The sequence below is a fragment of the Photobacterium sp. HL06 genome, from assembly GCF_059552575.1.
Genome location: NZ_CM183914.1, coordinates 1,828,161 through 1,850,413 on the forward strand (window position 1 = coordinate 1,828,161; position 22,253 = coordinate 1,850,413).

Consider the following 22,253-nt stretch of genomic DNA (forward strand, 5'->3'; position numbering starts at 1 on the left):
TGATTGCAACAAACCCATGCGCCAGTAAAATGCTGGCGTTTTGGTGTATTAGGTAAAGCTGCTATGCGTATCCACGCGGTACATAATTTATATGAAGAGCGTCTCGCACGTTCTACACGCCCTTTTCGGGCCAGAGGTTGTAAGGTTGAACGTTGTGGTTACTGCATGCTTCGTGAGCACCTGTGTATTTGTTCTGAAAAACCAGTGATTAGCTCTAATGCGGCTTTTTTATTAGTGATGTATGACGACGAAGTACTAAAACCAAGTAATACTGGCCGACTTATTGCCGATCTGTTTGAAGATACGTTTGCCTATATCTGGTCTCGAACAGAGCCAAACTCAGCAATGCTGGCGCTGTTAGAGGATCCTCAATGGCAGCCATATGTTGTGTTTCCTGCAGAATATGCCCAGCCAGAGCGCGTTGCAGAGAAAGTGGTGGTAGACACAGGTAAACGCCCATTGTTTATTATGCTTGATGGTAGTTGGGCGGAAGCGAAGAAAATGTTCCGCAAGAGCCCGTACTTAAATAGGTTTCCGGTACTGTCTATTAACCCCGAAAAACCGTCCCGCTACAAAGTCCGTGAGGCATCTAAAGAAAACCAGCTTGGGACTGCCGAGGTCGCAGCACGGATCATTGATCTGTATGGGGAACAGCGCAATGCCGATGTGCTGGATCTCTGGTTTGATGTTTTCCGCGAAAACTATATGACAGGAAAAATGAATCGGGTGTTGCCTGACGAGTCTGCTATGAAGCAGCTGAAACAATATGTTGCCGCATAGTTGATTGGATTATCATCATTTATTTTGGTAATTTTATAACAGCTGGTTGTCATAAAGTATAATGGCTTGCTGTTTCTTTCAGCAAACGCGAACTAGCGCCGCAGCTCAGCCTACTAAATTCGTGATCCGTCACAGTTTGTAGGTGTAGATGTGTGGATAATTTTTACAGTTTCGTTTTTTAATGAATTTTTGCGGAGTGTGCAGGATGTACTACGGCTTTGATGTAGGCGGTACCAAAATTGAATTTGGTGCATTTAATGAGAAACTGGAGCGTGTTGCAACTGAACGTGTGCCGACCCCGGGTGATGATTACGACAAATTAGTCGATACACTTGTGGGCATTATTCAGAAGGCTGATCAGCAGTTTTCTTGCGAGGGCCATATTGGTATTGGTATTCCTGGTATGGAAGATGCCGAAGATGGCTCGCTGCTTACCTCTAATGTCCCTGCAGCGACAGGCCGTACCCTGCGCAAAGATCTTGAAGAAAAGCTTGGCCGTAGTGTCACTATCGATAATGATGCCAACTGTTTCGCGCTGTCAGAAGCGTGGGATGAAGACCTGCAAGGTGAGAAATCTGTACTGGGTTTGATCCTGGGGACGGGGTTTGGTGGCGGGCTGGTTTTCGATGGCCACGTATTTTCAGGCAAGAACCATGTTGCTGGCGAGCTTGGCCATACACGTATGCCAATCGATGCCTGGTTCCATCTAGGTGAAAATGCACCGCTGTTTACTTGTGGATGCGATAACAAAGGTTGCATCGATAACTATCTATCTGGTCGTGGCTTTGAACAGTTGTACACGCATTATTATGGCGAGAAGGTTAAAGCAGTAGAGCTGATCAAGCGCCATGCTGCAGGTGATGAGAAAGCGGTTGAGCACGTAGATCGCTTCATGGAAATGCTGGCAATCTGTCTGGCAAACCTGTTCACTGGCTTAGATCCGCACGTAGTGGTACTAGGTGGCGGCTTGTCTAACTTTGAGCTGCTATACACCGAGCTACCAAAGCGCTTGCCTAAGCACTTGCTGTCTGTTGCCCGCGTACCGAAAATCGTCAAAGCGAAATACGGTGATGCTGGTGGCGTTCGTGGCGCGGCATTCTTGAATATTAAGTAATCATTACGCCTTGATTGAGACAAAAAGCACTGCATAGCAGTGCTTTTTTTATATTTTGCAGAAAATTTTGCTAGAATCCGCGCTCTCTAGTTCAGATCCGGAAAAGCATAATGTCATTTCAAGCATTGGGGCTGCAAAGCCAGTTAATTGATACCGTTACCGCCCTAGGCTTTCAAACGCCAACCCCAGTCCAGCAACACGCGATCCCTGAAGTGTTGGCAGGTCATGACATTATGGCTGGCGCACAAACCGGGACAGGGAAGACAGCAGCTTTTGCGTTACCTGTTCTACATCGTTTGATAGAGTCGCCTCGTGAGTTAGGTGCCCACGACAGCGATGAAAAATCAAGTATTCAGATCCGAGCATTAGTGCTGACTCCTACCCGTGAACTGGCGCAGCAGGTGTATGACAGCATCTCCTCCTACAGTAAGCAGACGCCGATTAAAACGGCGGTAGCATATGGTGGTACGAGCATGAAAGCCCAGGTAAGTGCAATTAAGGCCGGGGCTGATATATTGGTCGCTACGCCAGGCCGTTTGATTGATCATGCCTATGTCGGAACTGTTGATCTGTCGAAGGTTGAGTTTCTAGTGCTTGATGAAGCCGACCGAATGCTGGATATGGGCTTTATCGATGACATCAAGCGGATCATGAAGCGGATGAAAGCTGCGCGTCAAACCTTGTTTTTCTCCGCCACATTTTCTAAGCAGGTTAAGAAATTAGCCTACGATATTTTAGATGATCCCAAGCTTATTGAAGTCACCCCTGCCAACAGTACAGCCGTAACCGTTGAACAGATGGTCTTTCCGGTTGATAAACATCGCAAGCGTGAGTTACTTTCCTATCTGATCGGTTCAAGAAACTGGCAGCAGGTGCTGGTGTTTACCAAGACCAAACAAGGCTCTGATGAACTAGCCAAAGAATTGGGCTTAGATGGGATCAAGGCTGTTTCGATTAATGGTGACAAAAGCCAGGGAGCCAGGCAGCGGGCGCTAAACGATTTTAAAGAGGGTAAGGTACGTGTCCTGGTCGCAACAGATGTTGCGGCGCGTGGCTTGGATATCGAGCAGCTGGAATACGTGATTAACTTCGAAATGCCATTTAAGGCCGAAGACTATGTGCACAGGATCGGTCGTACCGGCCGAGCAGGCCAGACCGGGCATGCTATTTCTCTGATGAGCCTGGATGAAGAGTGGGCACTAAAAGCAATTGAAGAGCTGCTTGATACGCGCTTGCCACAGCAATGGCTGGAAGGTTATGAACCGGATCCAACCATTGAGCCGCCAGAAAACCAACGCCGTGGGCGTTCATCAGAGAAACGCCGGGCAAAAGCCAAGCACAAGATACATAAGAATCGTGGTCGTCATTCCCGTTAAAACAATGTTTGCTCAAAGTTTTTTCGAATGATCCTTTGTGTTTATTGTCGAAAAATAAGTCAATATTAAGGCCGCTAATACCTCTCTAAAAAGGTATTGGCGGCTGAAATTCATATTCACAATTCTAATATCCATCAAGTTTTCGGTGTTTTTGAGGCAAAAAGGTATTTTCGAGGGGGCGGTTAATGTCAATTCCTGCGAAAATGCACACATTAATTTTCAAGAGAAAATTAGTTATTGTTGTCCTAGTTACATTCTGATAATGTCTTACTGTTATTAATATCAATTGCATTCAGCAAGTTAAACTGCAGGGCAGAGATGTGACGGAGCTTACCCAACGTCTTCGTTTGACGATCTATTTTCTTATTTTCTTCACAGTTTCATCTTATTCATGGTATCAGCTTGGTGGTTCGGAAAAAGAGCTTGTTATAACGGCTAAAAATTCGTCTTATCTCAATGTCGATGATAGTAGCCAGGGGGGAACAACTCAGTCTCGGCTTTTATATGATGGAAAGTCATTGACCTTAGGTTGTCGTATCGAAAAGACGGCAAGGTGGCCATTTTGCGAGGTTGCGATCGAGCTTGCAGATGGCATCGATGGTATAGATTTAAGTCAGTACCACTCTATCGGTGTGGATATTGACTATGATAGCCCACTTGCTAACGAGCGTATCCGCGTTTACCTTCGAAATTATGATCCGGCATACTCTGAACCAGAAGATCCCGTGTCATCAAAGTTCAATGCTATCGAGTTTGCCCCAGGTATGAGCAATGGGTTACAGGTGATCCCGATGCAGGCCTTTCAGGTACTGTCATGGTGGATTGCTGACTATCAAGTACCAATCGAAAATTCAGGACCGCAATTTAATAATGTCACGGTTATAGAAATAGCAACAGGTAGTCATGTAAAACCAACGGATTACGCGATTAGGTTAAATAAACTGGTTTTTTATGGTGAGTGGCTTTCAGAGTCTGCATTGCTACGAATTAATACATTGTTATGGTTATTGACTGCGATTATATTCTTAGGCTGGGAACGCTATAGGTTACACCGTAACTTAAAGGCGGTAGAGCAGAAAACGATTAAGCTACGCAATGCCAATAAAAGCTTGTATCAAAAAACGTTAATTTTCGAAGAGCTTGCATACAAGGATGCATTGACGGGTACTAAAAATCGTAACGCGGTTGATAGCTGGCTTAAGGATATTGTTGAATACTCGAGAGCCAATAATCAGCCATTTTCGGTTATCTACCTCGATATCGATCATTTCAAAGTGATAAATGACAGGTTTGGTCATCATAAAGGCGACCAAATCCTTCAGGAGTTCGCACAACTGCTCAATCAGCGAATACGAAAAACAGACGTTTTTGTCCGCTGGGGTGGAGAAGAATTTATTATCTTCTGTTCTGGCACGGATAGAGCAGGGGCTAAGGAGTTCAGTGAGGGACTTCGCAGGATCATTGAACAGCATGACTGGAGTGGTGGTTTAGCTATTACTTGTAGCATCGGTGTTTCGCAACTGACTGGCTTGGAAAGTTTTGATTCCTTGCTCCAGCGAGCGGATACGGCATTGTATAAATCGAAGAAGCTTGGTCGGAACCGGGTGGCGGTGGCTTGAGTTAAGCTTGGATTAGAATCCCGCATGGAAAGCGGGAGTCTATTATCCAGAAGGCAAGGTGACTTTCTTAAACAACTATTATCTCAATTAAATTGGCCGTTTATCTGGCACACAAGCTTTGACTTGCCCAACGGGTTGGCATTGGCCTGTCAGGGTTCCATGCGGTGTATTCATCCTGCAGCTTGCATGTATCGGCTTGCTTGTACATACCGCAATGGCTTCTTTTGGAGGCTGGCGATGCTGTTTATTCCCCGGTTTTCTACTATCCATATTGGTTGGTGCTTCGTCGCCACTTAAGGTGTAGGTTACTGATTCGCGTTTAGTGGTATTTGGCTGTTGAACAAACCTTGTTTCGCCACTGCTTACGCAGCGAACATAATTGTCGATACGGATGGCATCCCCTTGCGGTCCATGCCCTTGTGGGTATTGGTTGGCATCGCCAGCTTTAGGATCGCTGCGCTGCGAGCCTGCGCCATGGACATCAAGCCATTGACCATTCATGTATCCAAGGGAGCGGCCGAAGGCGACATAAACACCGTTGCCTTTGTTGCGGGAATTAATATGGGTTGTACTGCTCCAGTAATTCGCATAGTCGGACTGTCCAGCTTCATTGGTAATGGCTGTAGTGTTGAACATACTGTTGATCGCGGCGCTGTTGCTGGTATCTGGCGACTTGGTATAGTTAACAATAGATTGTAGCTCTTTGGCATTTGGCAAACGCCAATTACTGTTCTTAGCCAGAGTGAGATTTTCACAGTATGCTAATGCGCTTGTCCAGTTCATCGCTTCCTGGCTGTCATCTTTCTGCCAGGATAAACGGGTAGCAGCATCTGAAATCGTACCATTATTGTTGTCGACATAATGGTTAACCCCATAGTCGGTATTTCCGCGTACCAACAGAACGTAGAATGTCTTTTCACCATGGGGTGTTTTCAGGCCATAGCCTTTGATTCTGCCGTCTATAAAGTTGACACCAAAGGCTGTTTCATTCCCATTCATGGTCGTCGAAATATATTTAGTACTGCTGATATACTGGCTGTCGATCAGGCGCTCACCTGCGCTGGTATCGCCAGAATTAAAGCCAAATACCGAGGCGTCAATGAACGGGACCATTGTAACGTTTCCTGTGTAACCATCGATACCGCTCGGGTCTTGACCATCGAACATGATCAATGAATATAGTTCTTTGATACTCGGTACCCGCCAATCATCATACCCACCGATACGGGCCTGCTTCGCGTACGAAACGGCTTCGCTGTATGTCATTTTATCCTTGCTGCTAATCTCACCATCAGCGTTGATATCAACAGTCTGAGCCCACATTAACCTGGTGACGTTATCAGTTAGCGTTCCATCTTTGTTGTCGGTATAACTTGGTGCAAAGCCTTGGTACTGGGCATCTTGGCCGAATGCGCTGCCTTCTGTGCTCGGGCAAGCACCTAGCTTTTCTGTTACACCAAAGCATTCGGTGGAATTGGTATCGACGATAGGGTAAGTAAGGGACGCTGCCTTTGATGTATCAGCTTTTGGTGTCGCATAAGCGGCATTAAGCATACCGGCAACAATAGAGCTGGTAGCTAAGGTTAACAGAGAGACTTTGTTCATAACTGGCTCCTTGAATAGCACAGCGTTGTATTGGATGAATATTAATACCGGCCTTCTCATGTTAAGTCGGCCGTTTCTATAGGAGCTAGTGTACAAAGTGAATTTGCAGCAAATATGGAGAAAAAGAGGAAAGGGGTTCAACGTTCAAATTTGTAACCGACACCATAGATAGATTTAATGTTATCACTTTGGGGATCGGCGAGCTGTAGCTTGCGGCGCAAATTTTTGATGTGGCTATCGATGGTACGGTCACTAACCACGCGGCTGTCAGGGTAGATTTTTTGCATTAATTGATCACGGCTGAAGACTTGCTGTTGATGATGATAGAAAAATGCCAGTAACTTGAACTCTGCCGGGGTCAGAGCCAAATGAGTATTGTTAATTGTTGCGATCATAGAGTTCACATCGACTGAAAGTCCTTTGTGGTCGATTTGAGTGTTATTTATGTCTAAGGCACGGCGCAATATGTTTTTTATGCGGGCGACTACCTCCCGTGGGCTGTAGGGTTTGCATATATAATCATCTGCACCTAACTCAAGGCCGACTAAGCGATCGATTTCATCAACGCGAGCCGTTGCCATTACGACAGGCACCTGGCTAAAGGTACGAAGCTCACGATAGATATCCAAGCCGTCTCGGTGGGGGAGCATTAAATCAAGGAGCAATAAGTCAGGTTTGTTTATTTTTACCCACTCAATGACCTCGAGCCCGTTATCGATGATATGGGTATTAAAGCCTGCTTGGGCGAGGTATTCACACAAGACAGCGGCCAGTGACGGCTCATCTTCAACGACCAGGATAGTTTTATTTTCATTATTCACTTCGTGAGCTCCGTAATAGGGAGTAATACTCTAATTTTAAGACCGCCTAAGTCTGAATGGGTTGCTTTTATCGTGCCTCTATGGGCATTGGCGATATTTTGGCAGATCGACAAACCAAGCCCTGAGCCGCCATTGGCTCGACTTCGTGACTTATCCACTCGGTAAAGACGGTCAAATAATTTGGGTAACGCTTCAGCGGGAACCGAAGGATGGCTATCTTCAATGATCAATTCTACAGCGTTATTCGCTGGGTAAAGCGATACGTTCATTGTTCCCCCTGGATCGGTGTAGCGATAGCTGTTTTCAACCAGGTTATTGATGAGCTGTGACAAGGACTTTTCATCGGCATTGATTATAAGAGGTACTTCCGGTTGGTAATTTCGATCAAGCCGAATGTGTTTGTCATTCAAACGTACTTCATTCTGAGATAGAGTTCGCTCGATAAGCTGGGTGATGTTCACTGGGTGTGTCGCATCTATCGTTACCCCAGCATCAGACAGTGATAAGACATAGAGGTCATCAACGAGCTTACCAAGGTTTAAGGTTTGTTCATGGAGTGACTGAATGTATTTGGCTTCAGGTTTTCGAATTCCATCTTGTATTGCCTCTATTTCGCTGCGCAATACGGCTAACGGTGTCCTCAGTTCATGAGATATATCTGTAAGCCATTGTTCCCTAGTTGATTTTTGGGTTTTGAGACTCTCTGCCAGTTGATTGAAGGCTTCAGAGAGCTCGGCAAGTTCATCATTACCAGATACCTGAATTTGATAGTGGTAATCCCCCCCTGATAGTGCTTTTGCACCCTGGTGAACATTTTTTAACGGCTTAAGGAAATGCCGTACCAGCACCGCCGCTATCACAAAGGAAAATAATGCAGCCAAAGCTGCAATGATGTAAAAGTTGCGGACTTGATGTTTGTAGAAACTTTCTGCCAATGGAGCACTGATATTGTCTTTCTGTACAATGGTTATCCAGCCAACAGTTTGTTCATTATGACTAATGGCTATTTTTACCCGATGCGTTTCAGGCGGTCGGCGGGAGAGCTTGTCCGGTTTACCCAAAACAGAATTGCCGCCGATATCGAGTAGGTTGATCCTGAAACTGAGTGGAAGAAACTCTGCCTTTGGGGGCTGAGCTGGCTTTTCTCCAGGCCTTGTAGGGCGTTCTGGCCCTTTTCTGCGAGGCGGCGGGGGCTCACCCATCTGCATGAGCAGATGGGCCCACAGTTCAGGCCGTTGCTTTAAAGTATCCCATTGGTAAGTTTCTGAATAATAACGACTCACCTGTTGTGCTAGCCTTTCACCTTTTTCAATTTCGTCTTGATTGAGGTAGTTTTGCAATCCACTTCTGAAACTGCTGTTGATCACCCATGCCATCCCTGACATCACGACGATACAAATCAGAAGTAACGAGAGAAACAACTTGGAAAAAATAGTTAATCGCATTTCAGCAACCTTGGGTATCGTAGAACAATAGGCTCTGAGTAAATATTGATAGTGATATCAATGGCTCGAAGCAGTGAAGCATAGGACTTCTCTAGTCATTCGTCTTCTCAGGCCAATCAAGACCAGCATAAGTAAAGTTAGTCCACCTAATGAGGCTCCCGAGCGGGTAATGGTTTCGGTGACTTCTTCCCGTTCATCGATAGTGCCACCCACTATGGGTACCAGTTTGACCGCGACAACCCTTTCATCTTCCTCGCAGGTTGCTTCAGAGGAATAATCACTGTATCCGTCTTCACATTTGAACGCTGTCGCTGAAATAACACCGGCATCATTGATGTCGGTTGCTCTTGCAATTCGGAACTGGTTATTGGCATCGCTATAATCACCACCGTTAGTGAGATCATCGAGCATCCAGGTACCACCTGCTGTTAACGGTGAATCTGCAATTTCGTCGTTAACAATGTAGGTGAATGCGCGTTGACGTCGTTCTCGCCCCTCTACCTGGTTGACAGTTTCTGAATCTATCCAGCCAACAATCTGATCCTGGTTGTTGATAGCACTGGGGAAGGCGTTATAACCGCTAAAGAAAATGTCAGCATCAGTTGAGCTGTCGATGAACGTCGTTTGGCTGGTGTAATAGTCGTAGACAAAGATACTTTCGGCATAAGATCGATCCACTGCGCTGGTATTTTTGGCAACGCCCAGCACTAATCCGTTGCTATTGATAGCTGTTGCTACTGAATAGGTATACTGTCGGTCACCGTCACTGTCTTCGACATCGGTGTCTGGGATGAATGACATCGTCCAACCATTTTCTGTTAGTCCTGAGTTGTTGGAGTCAAAGATGACAGCCCGAATGGCGTAATAATCATCATCTTCATACTCTGTCGAATAGCCCACAATGACCGGGTTGCTATCGATAATGGCAACGGCCTTTGCTTCTGCTTGCACAGAACGGTCATTGTTATCCGGATCGAGAACATCTAGATCTGACGCTGAAATAGACAGCGCGTTAGAGACTGTTCCGTCACTGCCTACAGTCCAGAAATAGGCATCACTGACAAAGGTCGAAAACTGACATTCCCAGGTGTTAAATAACGTTTCTGCATCGCTGGCTGTATCCGCACAGTCACCAAACGTACTACTAGATAGGCTTGTTCCTATGTTGATGTCATCGCTATCTGGCAACTTGTCACTGTCATCGAGGTAGCTTGGTGAATAAGAGGCACTACCGACAATAAGTAATTGTCCGTCATACGCCACGGCATCGGTGGCCAATGTGTGGCCCATCAATGTCACTAGATCGTCATCGGTGTCAGGTGGGCTCAGCTCATAGGAGCTGCTATCCATTTCAGTACCCAGATTAACGAAGCCACGTTTGGCAAACTGGCGGGCATAGCGGCTGTCTTTGACAAAAAATGATGAGCTCGTATTGCCAAAGACATAGTCTGTACCATTAAAATTGACGAGGCCGTTTACAACCGCGTCAGCTGATAGGTACCAGCTGTTATTTTCTATAGTGCCAAGTGATTGTTCAATGTCATCTACGGCGTAGTTGTCTGCTTCGTTAGCAAAGGTATTTATTCGTATTCCAGCCACAAACGGCAAGGTGTTGGCATAGTAGCCATTGTCCCATGCAGCTTGCTCGCGCTGTAACCCCCCGTATCCCGAGCCGTCTGTTACATCGTTGGTGTTATAGCCCACACCATAATATTGCTGGTTAGCCCATGAATCACAGGTATTAAAACCTATATATGATGAGCAGTATGACTCGAGTCCGTACAAATCATTAATATGCTGGGTATTATCCATCAAATAAGGCATAGCATCGCGTAAGTTGCTGCCATCAGAGCCAAAGCGGCTTTCACCTACCACAGTGTAATCATCAGCCTGATCACAATCAGATGAGAAGCAGCTTACTCCGCTTTCTGAAGCCTCAATGGCTTGGCCGTAAAACTCAACGACATCGCTGGTTGATTTGCTGTAATAGGCTAACGAGCTGACATCACTGTTGTCAGAAATTTCGACAACTTGATATACAGCAGCATTGGCAGAAAAGGTATAAGTACCGATCGTAGTCAGGAGCAGTTTATAGAAGAGGTTTGTTTGCATCAGATATAAATTTCATCAATAAAATTGAAGCGCCAAGGGCCATGTATAAACAAAAGATTGTTTTGCTCTTGGAAGCCGATTTGTTGATGATAATGTGGCAATGTGTAGGAATTGTGGAGATATTATGGATATTGAACATTCATCTTGCCGCAGTTGACACCCATATTCATCTGCTCTATTTTTGAACGCTAGTTATTGAAATATGACATCAAAATCAAGGAATTCGCTATGTCTGAGATCCCAACACGTTGCCCATGGGTTGATACGAGTAAGCCTGATTATGTTGCTTACCATGATCTCGAGTGGGGCGTGCCATTGCGAGACGATAATAAAATTTTTGAATTCCTCGTACTTGAATCTGCCCAGGCCGGCCTTAGTTGGTACACCATTTTAAAGAAGCGTGAAAACTACCGGGAGGCCTTTGCCGATTTTGATCCTACGGTTGTCGCCACTTTTGGTGAAGAGGATGTCGAGAAACTGATGAATAATGCGGGCATTGTTCGCAATCGGCGAAAAATCGAAGCGGCAATTAATAACGCTAAGCGGTTCCTTGAGGTTCAAGCGGAATTTGGCTGTTTTGCCGACTACATTTGGGATTTTGTTGGTGGGACGCCCAAAATAAACCATATTGAATCTTTATCAGATTACCCCGCTACGACGCCTGAGTCAGACAAGCTTGCAAAAGATTTGAAGAAAAGAGGGTTTAAGTTCCTGGGTTCAACGACAATTTATGCACATATGCAAGCAACCGGTATGGTTAATGACCACAGTCTCGACTGCTTTCGCCGAGCTGAGATAGCGGAAGATTGAAAGCTAACAACTGAATGATTTATGTACGTATTTAGCCCATATTTCATGGGCTTTTCTGTCCTTAATTAATCATAAACTGTCGGCCAGCCAATGCTGGCCGAACTCGTTTATTTTGGCACCGCGACCCGAAATAGGATGGAGTAGAGCATGGGTACGACACCAAGCGTTAAAACAGTTGCGCCCAATAACCCAAAGATGATGGCGATCGCCATCGGCTCCCACATCACACCGCCACCCATCCATAGCGGGATCATCCCAACCACGGTTGTTGTCGTTGTCAGCAAAATCGGACGAAGCCGTCGCTGCGCAGCGGTGCAAATGGCCTGGTAGGGACTCAGGCCGTTTTCGGTTTTCTCCAGCTCAATCCTGTCAATCAGAACAATGGCGTTATTAATTACAATGCCCGCGAGCGAAATGATACCGAGCAAGGTCATAAAACCCATATAGGACTGTGCGACATGTAAGCCAAATGCAACGCCAATTAAACCAAGCGGTATCGTTAACAAAATAATGGCTGTTTTGCGGATGCAGTTAAACTGACCCATTAGCAGTATGAGAATAATAACCCCGGCAATAGGCAGCTTCTCAAATATCGATGCATTGGCCTCTCCAGAAGATTCAGCGACACCACCAAGTTCCCAGCGATAACCTGTAGGCCAGTTTTTCGCCTGCTGTTCGAGAAGGGGCTGCAACTGGCGATTGATTTCAGCTGCGGTAACGCCAGCTTCCAAGCCTGTTGCAATTGTGACTGTTTTCATCCGATCTCGCCGTGGTATCACTGCGGACTGCCAGACTAACGATGACGTTACAATTTGCGACATTGGGTATGACTGTTGATTGCTGGTTAATACATTAACACTGGTTGGCATTTCAATATCATTATGTTGGCGGCTTTGGGCCTTCATCACGATAGGGATGATCTCTTCGCCTTCGCGGTATTGCGATACTTGGAAGCCGCGAGTGCTTGCCTGGAGGGTCTGCGCGACATCGGTATTACTGATCCCCTGGCGTTGCGCCTGAGCTTCATCGATTTTGATGAAGAGCTTTTTGGTTTGTCGTCCCCAGTCATCACTGATCCCTTTCGTGCCATGTATGTCTGACAGCATCTTTTTGACAGAACTGGCAAGGACGAACAACTGCTCTTGCTCTGGCCCCATGATCCGAACTTCTATTGGGTTGCTGATGGCGGCACCATTTTCAATTTTCCTGGTGCTGAAATTGACGTCTGGGAAGTTGTCGAACAGATAGCTGTCGATCTCCTGCATCATGTTATCGACAACTTCGCCAGTATTGGTGTTAAGAATAAAGAAAGCATAGTTGGGGCTGGCTGGTTTAGCAGTATGAGACAGCACATACCTCGGCCCGCCATTACCGATAAAAGCTGTCCAGTTAGTGAGACCATCCTGGTTATCTGTGGCTTTTAGCGATGATAAAAATGTTTCAATTTCTGCTGTAACCAACGCTGTCTTGCTAATCGGGGTGCCTATGGGCAGATCGATTTCAAGTTTAAAGGTTGGGTCTTCAGATGGTGGAAAGAAGACGACAGGAATAAAGCGGAAGCTGTACACGGCCACAAGAAAAACAGCAAAGATAGAGGTCATGCCGATGTAACGCCAATTAAGCAAGGCTGCTAATAATCGGCCATACCATTGTTCAATACGATCTATGGCTGAGTGTTGGGAAGTCGTTCGTTTTGATTTGATTTTCAAAAACAGAGCGCATAGCAATGGGATTAATGTCAGAGCAAAAAACCATGAAGCCAGCAACGTTATAGTGACGACTTTGAATAGCGGGGCGGTATATTCCCCTGTTGTTGATTCTGCTAAAAAAATAGGCAGAAAAGCGGCCGACGTGGTTAAAGAAGAGGTAAGTAGCGAAATTTTAAGCTCTGCTGCTGCGCCAATCGCAGCTTGATAGGGACGTTCTCCGTTTTGTATCCGACCCATGATACTTTCGGCCATCACAATGGAATTATCAACCAACATGCCTAATGCAATCATCAATGCCGCTAACGATACTTGGTCTAAACCGATGTCTAACCCATACATAACGCCGATAGTGGCTGCAATCGTAACAGGGATCAGGCTAGCGACAATCAATCCAGTGCGTAAGCCAAGAGTCACAAGCATGACTCCACTAACAACGGCTATTGCCTGTATTAGGTTATCGATGAAGTTATTTACTGTGTTTTTAACCAATTGGGGCTGAAAGGCAACAACTTCAAACTCAACGCCCCATGGATATTCACCATGAAGCTTGTTGAGCAGCGCTTTGGCTTGCTCCCCGAGTTTAACAATATTGCCCCCTTCAATCATGGCAATAGCCAGGGTCAAGCTTGGTGAACCGTTAGTGTGGACAAGAGATGTCGGTGGGTCGACATACCCACGGTAAATGCTGGCAATATTACCAAGGGGCAAGACTTCGTTACTGCCGGGAAGTGGAATATAGGTTTGTTTTAGCGCAGCAACAGATTCGAGATTACCGCTGGGCTCAATACTGACAAGCTCATCTCTGGTTTGCCACTCTCCGCCGGATAAAATGACATTTTTATTTGAGAGGAACTGCGCAAGATAACTGGGGGATAAACCGAGCTCTTTAAGATGGCTATTATTGTATTCAATGTAGATCCGCTCTTCTTGTGCGCCATAAATATCGACTTTGCTGACAAGTGGAAGGCGGAGAAATTCATCGCGAACCTGATCGGCCACCTGTTTGGTTTCGCTATAGCTAAAATCATCGGCGACGATAGAAACGATAATCCCAAATACATCGCCAAATTCATCATTAACAATGGATGCCTGAGCTGTTTCTGGGAGGTCATTTTGGACACTATCAACTTTACGTCTTAAGCTATCCCATACAGGACGTAGTTCTTTGTAGCTATCTTTTATATCAACGGTAATGATGGAAACGCCAGCTTTGGATAAACTATTTACCCCATCTAATTCAGGCATTTCCTGAATTGCTTTTTCCAGTCTATCGGTTACGAGCTCTTCAACGCGTTGTGGAGAAGCGCCGGGGAAATGGGTGATCACTTGGGCGGTGCGGATTGGGAACCCGGGATCTTGCGCCTGTGGTATGGATAAAAAAGCAAAAATACCCGATAGAAGCGCGGCGGCAATGATGACAAGTGTAAATTGCTTCTTGTTGAGTGCTAGAGCCGTAATATTCATTGCTGCCTACCTGATTGTTTTTGCAGTTTAACGGGGAGGCCGTTGTAGATTTGGGACAGTCCTGCCGTGATCACCAATTGTCCTTCTTCCAGCCCGTCGGTGATTTCGAGCGATCCCATTGCAAACCTATCTGTTTTTACAGTGACTTTTTTTACGACCCCTTTAAATTCATCACTGGGTTCATAGACCATGACAAATTTCTGGTGATTTTCCTCACCGACGGCAACCATAGGTACCCATAAGTGCTCTTCGGTGACGGTAAATTGCCGGGCAACCACAAGCTCAGCGGCCATTCCCGGGCGTATATCTGGGTGTTCGCCATTTATTCGGGCAGTCACAAAGTACACGCCATTTGTCGTAGAGCTCATACCAATTTCAGTGATCCTTGCCTTAAATGGCATGTCTTTTTTTGCGTTGAGCAAGACTTCAACGGATTGACCAATACTGACGCTATTAACAACGGCTTCTGAGACCATGGAAATAACTTCCATCTCGGCTCCACAGCTCAAGACTGCAACGGTTTGTCCAGAGGCGACATTTTCATTTTGGGTTGCTGTTGCCTCAGTGATCGTACACCCATCAGATGGTGCATGTAGCTCTGCATAGGAAAGCTGCTCTTGGCTAAGGGCGACACTACGCTGGGCCTGATTAACCTGAGCCTTGCCCGATTCGAATTCAGCCAGTGCAGTTTCGTAATCCATCTCAGAGATTACCTGCTTTTCATGCAACGCCTTTACCTTGAGGTATCTCGATTCTGCTTTTTCGGCAGTGACGGTCACCAATCTTAAAGCGGCCTGATCTTGCTCAAGCTTAAGTTGTAGATCATTGCTGTCGAGTCGAGCAATCAGTTCACCTTTTTGCAAGGGAATACCAACTGTTGCAGGAAATTCAGCAATGATCCCCGAAACACGAAAGCTAATATTTGAAGTTGATGCCGAGTTTATTGTGCCGGCAAATCGCCGTTGGATATCAGTTGGTGTTTTACTAGCAGGCACGGCGCGTACTGGCCGAACTTTTTCATCAATAATGGGAGCTTCCTGCTCTGAGCAACCCGTGAGGAATATAATTCCACCCAGACTAATTGGAATAAGCCAGCATGTTAGATTTTTCATAATATAACTCATTAAACTGTTAGTAAGAGGGGGCGGTTATTTTACAACCATAACATCTATCAAACTCTTAATATCAGCTTTACGTCAACAAATAACAATAAGTTAGGCTGTGTGATATCAATCGCAATAATCACTGTGTAACTGTCAAATATCATTTCATACGTTACTGATGGCGTTTTTTATTTTGTGTATTTCTCAAGGTAAGGAAGGATGAGTTATATTGATGTGACTTATTTATGAATGAAAAGCAATTCGAGAATCGGTCTTGTGCTGGGCTGAGAAAAGTGAATTTTAGGCTGTGATTACTTTTGTATTTTACTAATTAATCAAGGTTTGGGGTTTTCTCATTGTGAACTTGAAAGATTATTTGGAAATTTCAGCTTCATACCTCGAAGCTGAAATTTTATGCTGGTATTTATCAATTATTAATAAATACCAGTGTTCATTGCTTAATAAAATCGATTTGCTAGTTAGGCTTTTTATTCACGCAGTGTTCGACAGCATTGGCCAGTAACTCAGTTGCGGTCTGCGGGCAATCTGAAATATTGGCATTAGACTTGTCAAGCGGTGTTACTCGCTGCCCCCATTTGATCACACTGGCACCCCAAGTCAGGCCAGCACCAAAGGCAGCTGAAAGAATCGTATTACCTGGCTTAATGTATCCTTGTTCAACGGCTTCACATAGTGCGATAGGCACCGTGGCGGCTGAGGTATTGCCGTATTTGTTGATATTAATGAAGGCTTTCTCAATTGGAATACCAGCGTGATCACACAGGGCTTCAATAATACGCTTGTTGGCTTGATGGGGGATCACGATATCGATATCTTCACTGGTTAGCTCGGAGCGTTCAAGTACCAGTTTTGCAGCAGCGCCCATCCCCCGAACAGCACGGCGGAATATCTCTCGTCCAACAAAGTCAAAAGAAAAGTAGCCTGCATCCGGGCTGAACCTGTCCATCCCAGTACCAAAGTCAGGAATAGCCAGTACGTCACGTCCTTCGGGATCACAGCCCAGCTGCGCATCAATCAGGCCGCACTGTTGTTCTGTTCGGCTAAGCACTACCGCACCAGCACCGTCACCGAATAGGACAGCGGTATCCCGTTGGGTCCAGTCTAAATACCAAGATAAGCGTTCGGCACCAATGATAAGGGCATGCTTATAATTACCGGCCTGGATCATTCTTGTTGCGGTTTCAAGGCCGTAGAGGAAACCGGTACAAGCGGCATTCATGTCAAATGCAGCAGCTTTGCTGGCACCGAGATCTGATTGTACTTTTGACGCAATATTCGGGACAAGGGTATCCGGTGAACAGGTAGCAATGATAATTAAATCCAGCTCATTGGCGTCAAGGCCTGCGGCGGCCAGTGCCTGCGCGCCTGCGACCCTTGCTAATTCTGACGTATTTACATGGCTGATATGGCGTGACTCGATACCTGTACGGGTGCGAATCCATTCGTCAGAAGTATCAACAAATTTGCTTAATTCATCGTTGGTTAAGACCGCCGGAGGTAAGCATTTTCCCCAGCCGGTGATTTCTGCGTAGTGCATGGGTTATCTCTTCGTTATTTTAATGGTGGCGAAGCGACCAATGGTATGGATTGGCGTTTAACCTGACTGTAACAAAGTCATGCAGGCTTCGGTAGGAGATATCCTGAGTTTTTCGAGGTCTATCATTTACTTATCTTTAGCGCTAATGTCTGTTGGCTAGCTCGATTACAGACAATGACCTTTGACATTGCCAGGTTTTACTTTTGTTCAATCTGGTATGATGCAATAAATACATTCACTGAATAACAATAAGGTAGTGGTGACGATTATGATCCGTTTAGGTGTGATTGGTACGAATTGGATTACGGATAGTTTTATCGAAGCCGCGATAAAAACAGGAAAGTATCAGCTAACGGCCGTGTACTCCCGGCAATTAGAGAAGGCGCAAGAGTTTGCGGCAAAATACGGTGTTAGTTTGTGTTTCGATAACCTCGATGAAATGTCGGCCAGCAGTGAGTTAGACGCTGTTTACATTGCAAGCCCCAACTCGCTTCATGGGCCACAGGCCAAACAGTTTATTGAGCAGGGTAAACATGTGATCGGCGAGAAGCCTCTTGCTTCGAATTATGCAGAGGTTGATGCATTGGTCGCAGCAGCGAATGAAAAGGGGGTTGTATTGTTTGAAGCATTGAAAACAACCTATACACCTAACTTTCAGCGTATTCGAGAATCATTACCTAAATTAGGCAAGTTGCGAAAAATATATTTTTCATACTGCCAGTTATCCTCTCGTTACGGTAAATACCTTAACGGCGAAAACCCCAACACTTTTAATCCGGCCTTTTCAAATGGCTCTTTAATGGATATTGGCATTTATCCGTTGAGCGCGGCCATTGGGCTCTTCGGTGAGCCGAACAGCTTTACCGCACAGGGGGTGTTGCTTGATTCCGGGGTCGATGCCCATGGTACCTTGGTGCTTCATTATAATCAGTTTGACGTTGTTATCAGTTATTCAAAAGTTAGTGATGGCTTGATCCCAAGTGAGTTGCAGGGTGAGCAGGCCACCATGCTGGTGGATGGCATTTCCGAATGTAAATCAGTGACGTTGCATCGCTCCGGTGAACCTGCCGTTGACTTAACAGATGCGCAAGAAGAAAACGTCATGTACTACGAGGCTGCTGAATTTGCACGTTTAGTTGAACAAGGCCAGGTATCGCATTCAGGATTGGATAGAAGCCGTATTGTCAGTGCTATTATTACCCAGGCCCGCGATATTATCGGTGTCCGTTTTCCGGCAGATGAATCCTCTTTAGTCTAATACCAATCGGGATAAGTAAATGTTCAGATAGTGCGCAGGAAAAGTCGCCTAAGACAAGGAAGAATTTGCAGTAACTAGTGGCTCTAATTACAAAAATTCTAACGCAGTAATAGGTGGCTTTAACCAGCAATAATGATCAAATACTTATGCTGATTGGTATAAGTGAGATTTTAGGCGGAATAAAAAAAGGTGGCCATCATGGCCACCTAAGAGGGAACATATTGCTTGTTGTTAGAATAGTGTAGGGCGAATTATTACCAGAACATCCAGGCGAATGCAGAAAGCGCGGCGATACATGCAATATTCAGGTAGATACCGACTTTCATCATCTCTGATTGCTTGATATGGCCAGAGCCGAATACGATTGCATTTGGTGGTGTTGCGACAGGTAGCATGAAGGCACATGATGCCGCTACTGCGATTAGTGCCGACAAGATGACAGGTGAGACACCTAGCGCTTCAGCCACGGTTGCAAATACCGGGACTAGAAGGGCTGCACTTGCTGTGTTACTGGCGAACTCTGTCAAGAAAACAACGAATGCGGCAATCACAAGAATGGTGAAGAACAGGCCAGCTTGCTCAAGGAAACCACTTAGGCTGTGAGCAAGGAAAACGCTGGTACCGGTTGCTTTCAAGACATTACTTAGGCAGATACCACCCCCAAACAGTAGCAATACACCCCAGTCAGTGGATTTTTCAATATCTTTCCATTCAACTACTCGAGATACACCAAGCATAACGATGGCAGATAGGGCAACTAGCGTATCAAATTTGCTGAAGCCGCCAAGGAAGGCGTTGACAGGCTTGCTGAAAACCCATAACAGAACTGTTACTGCGAAGATTGCTAAAGTAATAAGCTTGCCGTTGCTCCATTGTACGGGTTCATGATCAAGCTCGAAGGTGTGCTTCAAGTTAGGTTTAAGCATGAAATACAACATTGCAACAGTAATCGGAAGCAAGATTATTGATACAGGCAAGCCAAAGGCCATCCACTCAGTAAAGCTCAAACCAACTTCAGCGGCTGCAATGGCATTCGGTGGGCTACCAACAATCGTAGCGATACCACCAATACTTGCACAGTAAGCAATACCTAGCAGAACGAAAACATAAGTGCCGCGCTCACTTTTCGCATTTACTTTATTTAGTACACCTAGCACTAACGGTAGCATCATGGCTGTTGTTGCTGTGTTGCTGATCCACATTGACAGGGCAGCGGTAACACCAAACAACATAAATACAGCTACTGACATTCGCCCCTTGGCAATCAGGAGGACCTTGTCAGCAATAGCTTTGTCGAGCTCTTGTTTATGCAGTGCTGCAGCAAGGGCGAAACCACCCAGGAACAAGAAAATAATAGGGTTGGCAAAATTGCTAAGTGCCTGTGGTGTTTTGAATATACCGAACGCAACGGCCATGATCGGAACGAGTATTGCCGTAATGCTGACGTGAACCGCTTCGGTAAGCCATAGTATGGCGACAAAGGCCAGAATGCTCAGACCGACAACAACATCTTTTTCAAAAGGTAGGGTATTTAATAAAAGGGTAAATAAGGCGATGTCTGCCAGTAGAATGATACTATTCCGGTCAAATAGCCACTTTTTCAGTGTCAGGGTTAAGGCCGTCATATGCTTTCCTTTCGCTGGTTTATAATAATCAATGCAACTCTATGCACAACTTGTTACCTGAGTTAAATGTTACAGGTTCTTTGGTGATTGTTAACTACTGGGGGGTTAATTGTTGTGCTTTTGGCGTGGCAATTATCTTTTTTGTGAGGTTATTATCTGCGAATGTGTAGAAATATACCCATTAGATAACTGGCTAGATAAACATGCTAAATCTAATTGTGAAAGAACAGTTTGATGGATGAATTTGCTGTAATGGAAATTGCATCTATGTAACATCATCATCTTGTAAATAAGTGAGTAACTTGGCGCTTGTGCTTGGATGAAAGTGTTGGCGTTATGTTGCAGCAGGGGGGCGGTATAGTTATGGTAAGGTTTTGGTGTGGTTGCTTTAATGCCAATTGCGCAATGACCCTAATTGCTCACCGCTTATATATTGGCCCAGTGTATTATATGTTTATTTCAAATATGCGTATTGGCTCACAGAAGCAGCAAGGCCGAGATAAAAATTTTAGCTGCAAATTTATGCCTTATGTATCATAAGTGAAAAGGGAATTAAAATTAATAAAACTAAATAATATTATAAGGCTAGGTCATTATGAGTTCAAAAGCGCAGGGGTTGCGTAAGCGTGTTCATAGCGAGGCGCAAGCGCACTTGAAAGGTGTGCGGACGAAATTTTTAAAATCTTTTATCGTTAAGGAAGAAAAACAAAAAGTAAGTTAGAAATTCATTACCCCCCTTTAATCTTCACCATCTTCTATGAATTTATGAAAGCCACGGGATAGCTCCTGTGGCTTAATAATATATACCTGTATAACAGCGAAGTTGGTGATTAGTTCAGCATTGGCCCTTCAAGAATGGGGGGTTGGGTTGCGATAGGCTCTTTAGGGCCGACAAATCGAGGCTGGATGTCTAACAGGTAGAGATCAATCATAGCCTTTATCCTTGCTAGGATCTCGCGCACTCGTATCTTTAACCCCGCCATACCTCCCGGATCAGGCACGGCGAGGCAAATCGCATCTATACTGTTGCTTTGGGCGATGAACAAAGCACGCTCACAGTGGAACTTCTGAGTAATAATGACGAAGTGATCGGCCTCAAACACGCTTTTAGCTCTAACAACTGAATCCAGGGTGCGAAAGCCTGCATAATCAAGAACAATGTCTTTGTCTGGTATTCCCGCTTTCAATAAATCACGTTTCATGGTCCAGGGTTCATTATATGAGCGGTGGGCATTGTCGCCACTCAGTAATAAAATATTAACCTTGCCAAGCTGATATAGCTTGAGCGCTGCTGACATTCGGTATTCATAGTAGGGGTTAAGGGTCTTTGCGATGTATTTGCTAGTACCTAACACTAAACCGATTGAACGAGAGGGGATGTCAGAGGGCTCGGTAAATATCCGATCTGCGGTCGTTGCAGAAATCCAACGATCAACAAGCAAACTCGTTCCGAGTAAAACAATACAGACAACTGCAGAGATACGAACAAATGAAAGCAGTTTCATATAAATCCAAGTGTAACCTTTAAATGCTATCGCTGATAATACCCTAATCTATTAATAATGTACTATATGCTACAACCCTTTGAATTGTCAGTTTATTGTTAGTATTACTACTTACTTTGGGACATACATGGAGCCATGCTGGCTATTTCAGTTTACCGAGATGACATAGTGCATCGTGTTGACTATGTCGTTGTCATGTTCTAGTCTAGTTTTTGTAACATTAAATCAACAGCTTTATTCGCGAATGTAAGCTAATGAATTGACTTGTATTTATCATAAATATCTACAGTCGAATTAACACTGCTTTTCAAGCTAACCACTTGAAGGTCATGTTCATTATTTCCATTTG

The 22,253-nt window shown here is 45.1% G+C and carries 15 protein-coding genes; 6 read left to right on the top strand and 9 right to left on the bottom strand.

All coding sequences use genetic code 11. From position 1 onward, the window contains the following. The first annotated feature begins 63 nt into the window (after positions 1 to 63). From AC51G0_RS08620 to AC51G0_RS08635, 4 genes are all read left to right on the top strand, one after another. The gene (locus AC51G0_RS08620; RefSeq protein ID WP_496301639.1) at positions 64 to 780 is read left to right on the top strand and encodes a tRNA-uridine aminocarboxypropyltransferase; all 717 of its coding nucleotides are present in this window, start codon (positions 64 to 66) and stop codon (positions 778 to 780) included. A gap of 205 nt (positions 781 to 985) precedes the next feature. Beyond that, complete coding sequence (gene nagK / locus AC51G0_RS08625) at positions 986 to 1,894, top strand: N-acetylglucosamine kinase (protein WP_496301640.1); 909 nt, start codon at positions 986 to 988, stop codon at positions 1,892 to 1,894. A gap of 95 nt (positions 1,895 to 1,989) precedes the next feature. After that, positions 1,990 to 3,270, top strand: coding sequence for a DEAD/DEAH box helicase (locus tag AC51G0_RS08630; RefSeq protein ID WP_496301907.1), 1,281 nt, complete (start codon positions 1,990 to 1,992; stop codon positions 3,268 to 3,270). A 320-nt stretch (positions 3,271 to 3,590) separates the two neighbouring features. Beyond that, on the top strand, positions 3,591 to 4,889 hold the full coding sequence (locus AC51G0_RS08635; RefSeq protein ID WP_496301641.1) for a GGDEF domain-containing protein: 1,299 nt from the start codon (positions 3,591 to 3,593) through the stop codon (positions 4,887 to 4,889). 87 nt (positions 4,890 to 4,976) lie between these two features. Here AC51G0_RS08635 and AC51G0_RS08640 read toward each other — a convergent pair whose 3' ends face one another. The 4 genes from AC51G0_RS08640 to AC51G0_RS08655 form a co-directional block, all read right to left on the bottom strand. Beyond that, positions 4,977 to 6,494: an Lcl C-terminal domain-containing protein gene (locus AC51G0_RS08640; RefSeq protein ID WP_496301642.1), complete on the bottom strand. Its 1,518-nt coding sequence runs from the start codon at positions 6,492 to 6,494 to the stop codon at positions 4,977 to 4,979. Positions 6,495 to 6,631: 137 nt separating this feature from the next. Continuing rightward, positions 6,632 to 7,315: a response regulator gene (locus tag AC51G0_RS08645; protein WP_496301643.1), complete on the bottom strand. Its 684-nt coding sequence runs from the start codon at positions 7,313 to 7,315 to the stop codon at positions 6,632 to 6,634. Continuing rightward, positions 7,312 to 8,760, bottom strand: coding sequence for an ATP-binding protein (locus tag AC51G0_RS08650; protein ID WP_496301644.1), 1,449 nt, complete (start codon positions 8,758 to 8,760; stop codon positions 7,312 to 7,314). The genes AC51G0_RS08645 and AC51G0_RS08650 overlap by 4 nt, the downstream gene beginning before the upstream one ends. Before the next feature lie 57 nt (positions 8,761 to 8,817). After that, entirely contained in the window at positions 8,818 to 10,872 is a 2,055-nt protein-coding gene (locus AC51G0_RS08655; protein ID WP_496301645.1) for a DUF3466 family protein, read from the bottom strand. A 228-nt stretch (positions 10,873 to 11,100) separates the two neighbouring features. Between AC51G0_RS08655 and AC51G0_RS08660 the strand changes: the two genes are divergently transcribed. After that, complete coding sequence (locus AC51G0_RS08660; RefSeq protein ID WP_496301646.1) at positions 11,101 to 11,682, top strand: DNA-3-methyladenine glycosylase I; 582 nt, start codon at positions 11,101 to 11,103, stop codon at positions 11,680 to 11,682. 107 nt (positions 11,683 to 11,789) lie between these two features. On the opposite strand, the gene AC51G0_RS08665 is transcribed toward AC51G0_RS08660, so the two are convergent. From AC51G0_RS08665 to AC51G0_RS08675, 3 genes are all read right to left on the bottom strand, one after another. Further along, positions 11,790 to 14,855 carry an efflux RND transporter permease subunit gene (locus AC51G0_RS08665; RefSeq protein ID WP_496301647.1) on the bottom strand — a complete coding sequence of 1,022 codons (3,066 nt, stop codon included), beginning with the start codon at positions 14,853 to 14,855 and terminating at the stop codon, positions 11,790 to 11,792. Further along, on the bottom strand, positions 14,852 to 15,967 hold the full coding sequence (locus AC51G0_RS08670) for an efflux RND transporter periplasmic adaptor subunit (protein ID WP_496301648.1): 1,116 nt from the start codon (positions 15,965 to 15,967) through the stop codon (positions 14,852 to 14,854). Before AC51G0_RS08670 ends, AC51G0_RS08665 begins: the two co-directional genes overlap by 4 nt. Before the next feature lie 466 nt (positions 15,968 to 16,433). After that, a complete protein-coding gene (locus AC51G0_RS08675; RefSeq protein WP_496301649.1) occupies positions 16,434 to 17,516 on the bottom strand; it encodes a ketoacyl-ACP synthase III in 1,083 nt (360 codons plus the stop codon). Between the two features lie 268 nt (positions 17,517 to 17,784). Between AC51G0_RS08675 and AC51G0_RS08680 the strand changes: the two genes are divergently transcribed. Continuing rightward, the gene (locus tag AC51G0_RS08680; protein WP_496301650.1) at positions 17,785 to 18,774 is read left to right on the top strand and encodes a Gfo/Idh/MocA family protein; all 990 of its coding nucleotides are present in this window, start codon (positions 17,785 to 17,787) and stop codon (positions 18,772 to 18,774) included. Between the two features lie 254 nt (positions 18,775 to 19,028). Here the strand turns inward: AC51G0_RS08680 and AC51G0_RS08685 are convergent, their stop codons facing one another. Then, on the bottom strand, positions 19,029 to 20,399 hold the full coding sequence (locus AC51G0_RS08685) for an SLC13 family permease (RefSeq protein WP_496301651.1): 1,371 nt from the start codon (positions 20,397 to 20,399) through the stop codon (positions 19,029 to 19,031). Between the two features lie 830 nt (positions 20,400 to 21,229). After that, positions 21,230 to 21,904: a SanA/YdcF family protein gene (locus AC51G0_RS08690; RefSeq protein ID WP_496301652.1), complete on the bottom strand. Its 675-nt coding sequence runs from the start codon at positions 21,902 to 21,904 to the stop codon at positions 21,230 to 21,232. Between the last annotated feature and the right edge of the window lie 349 nt (positions 21,905 to 22,253).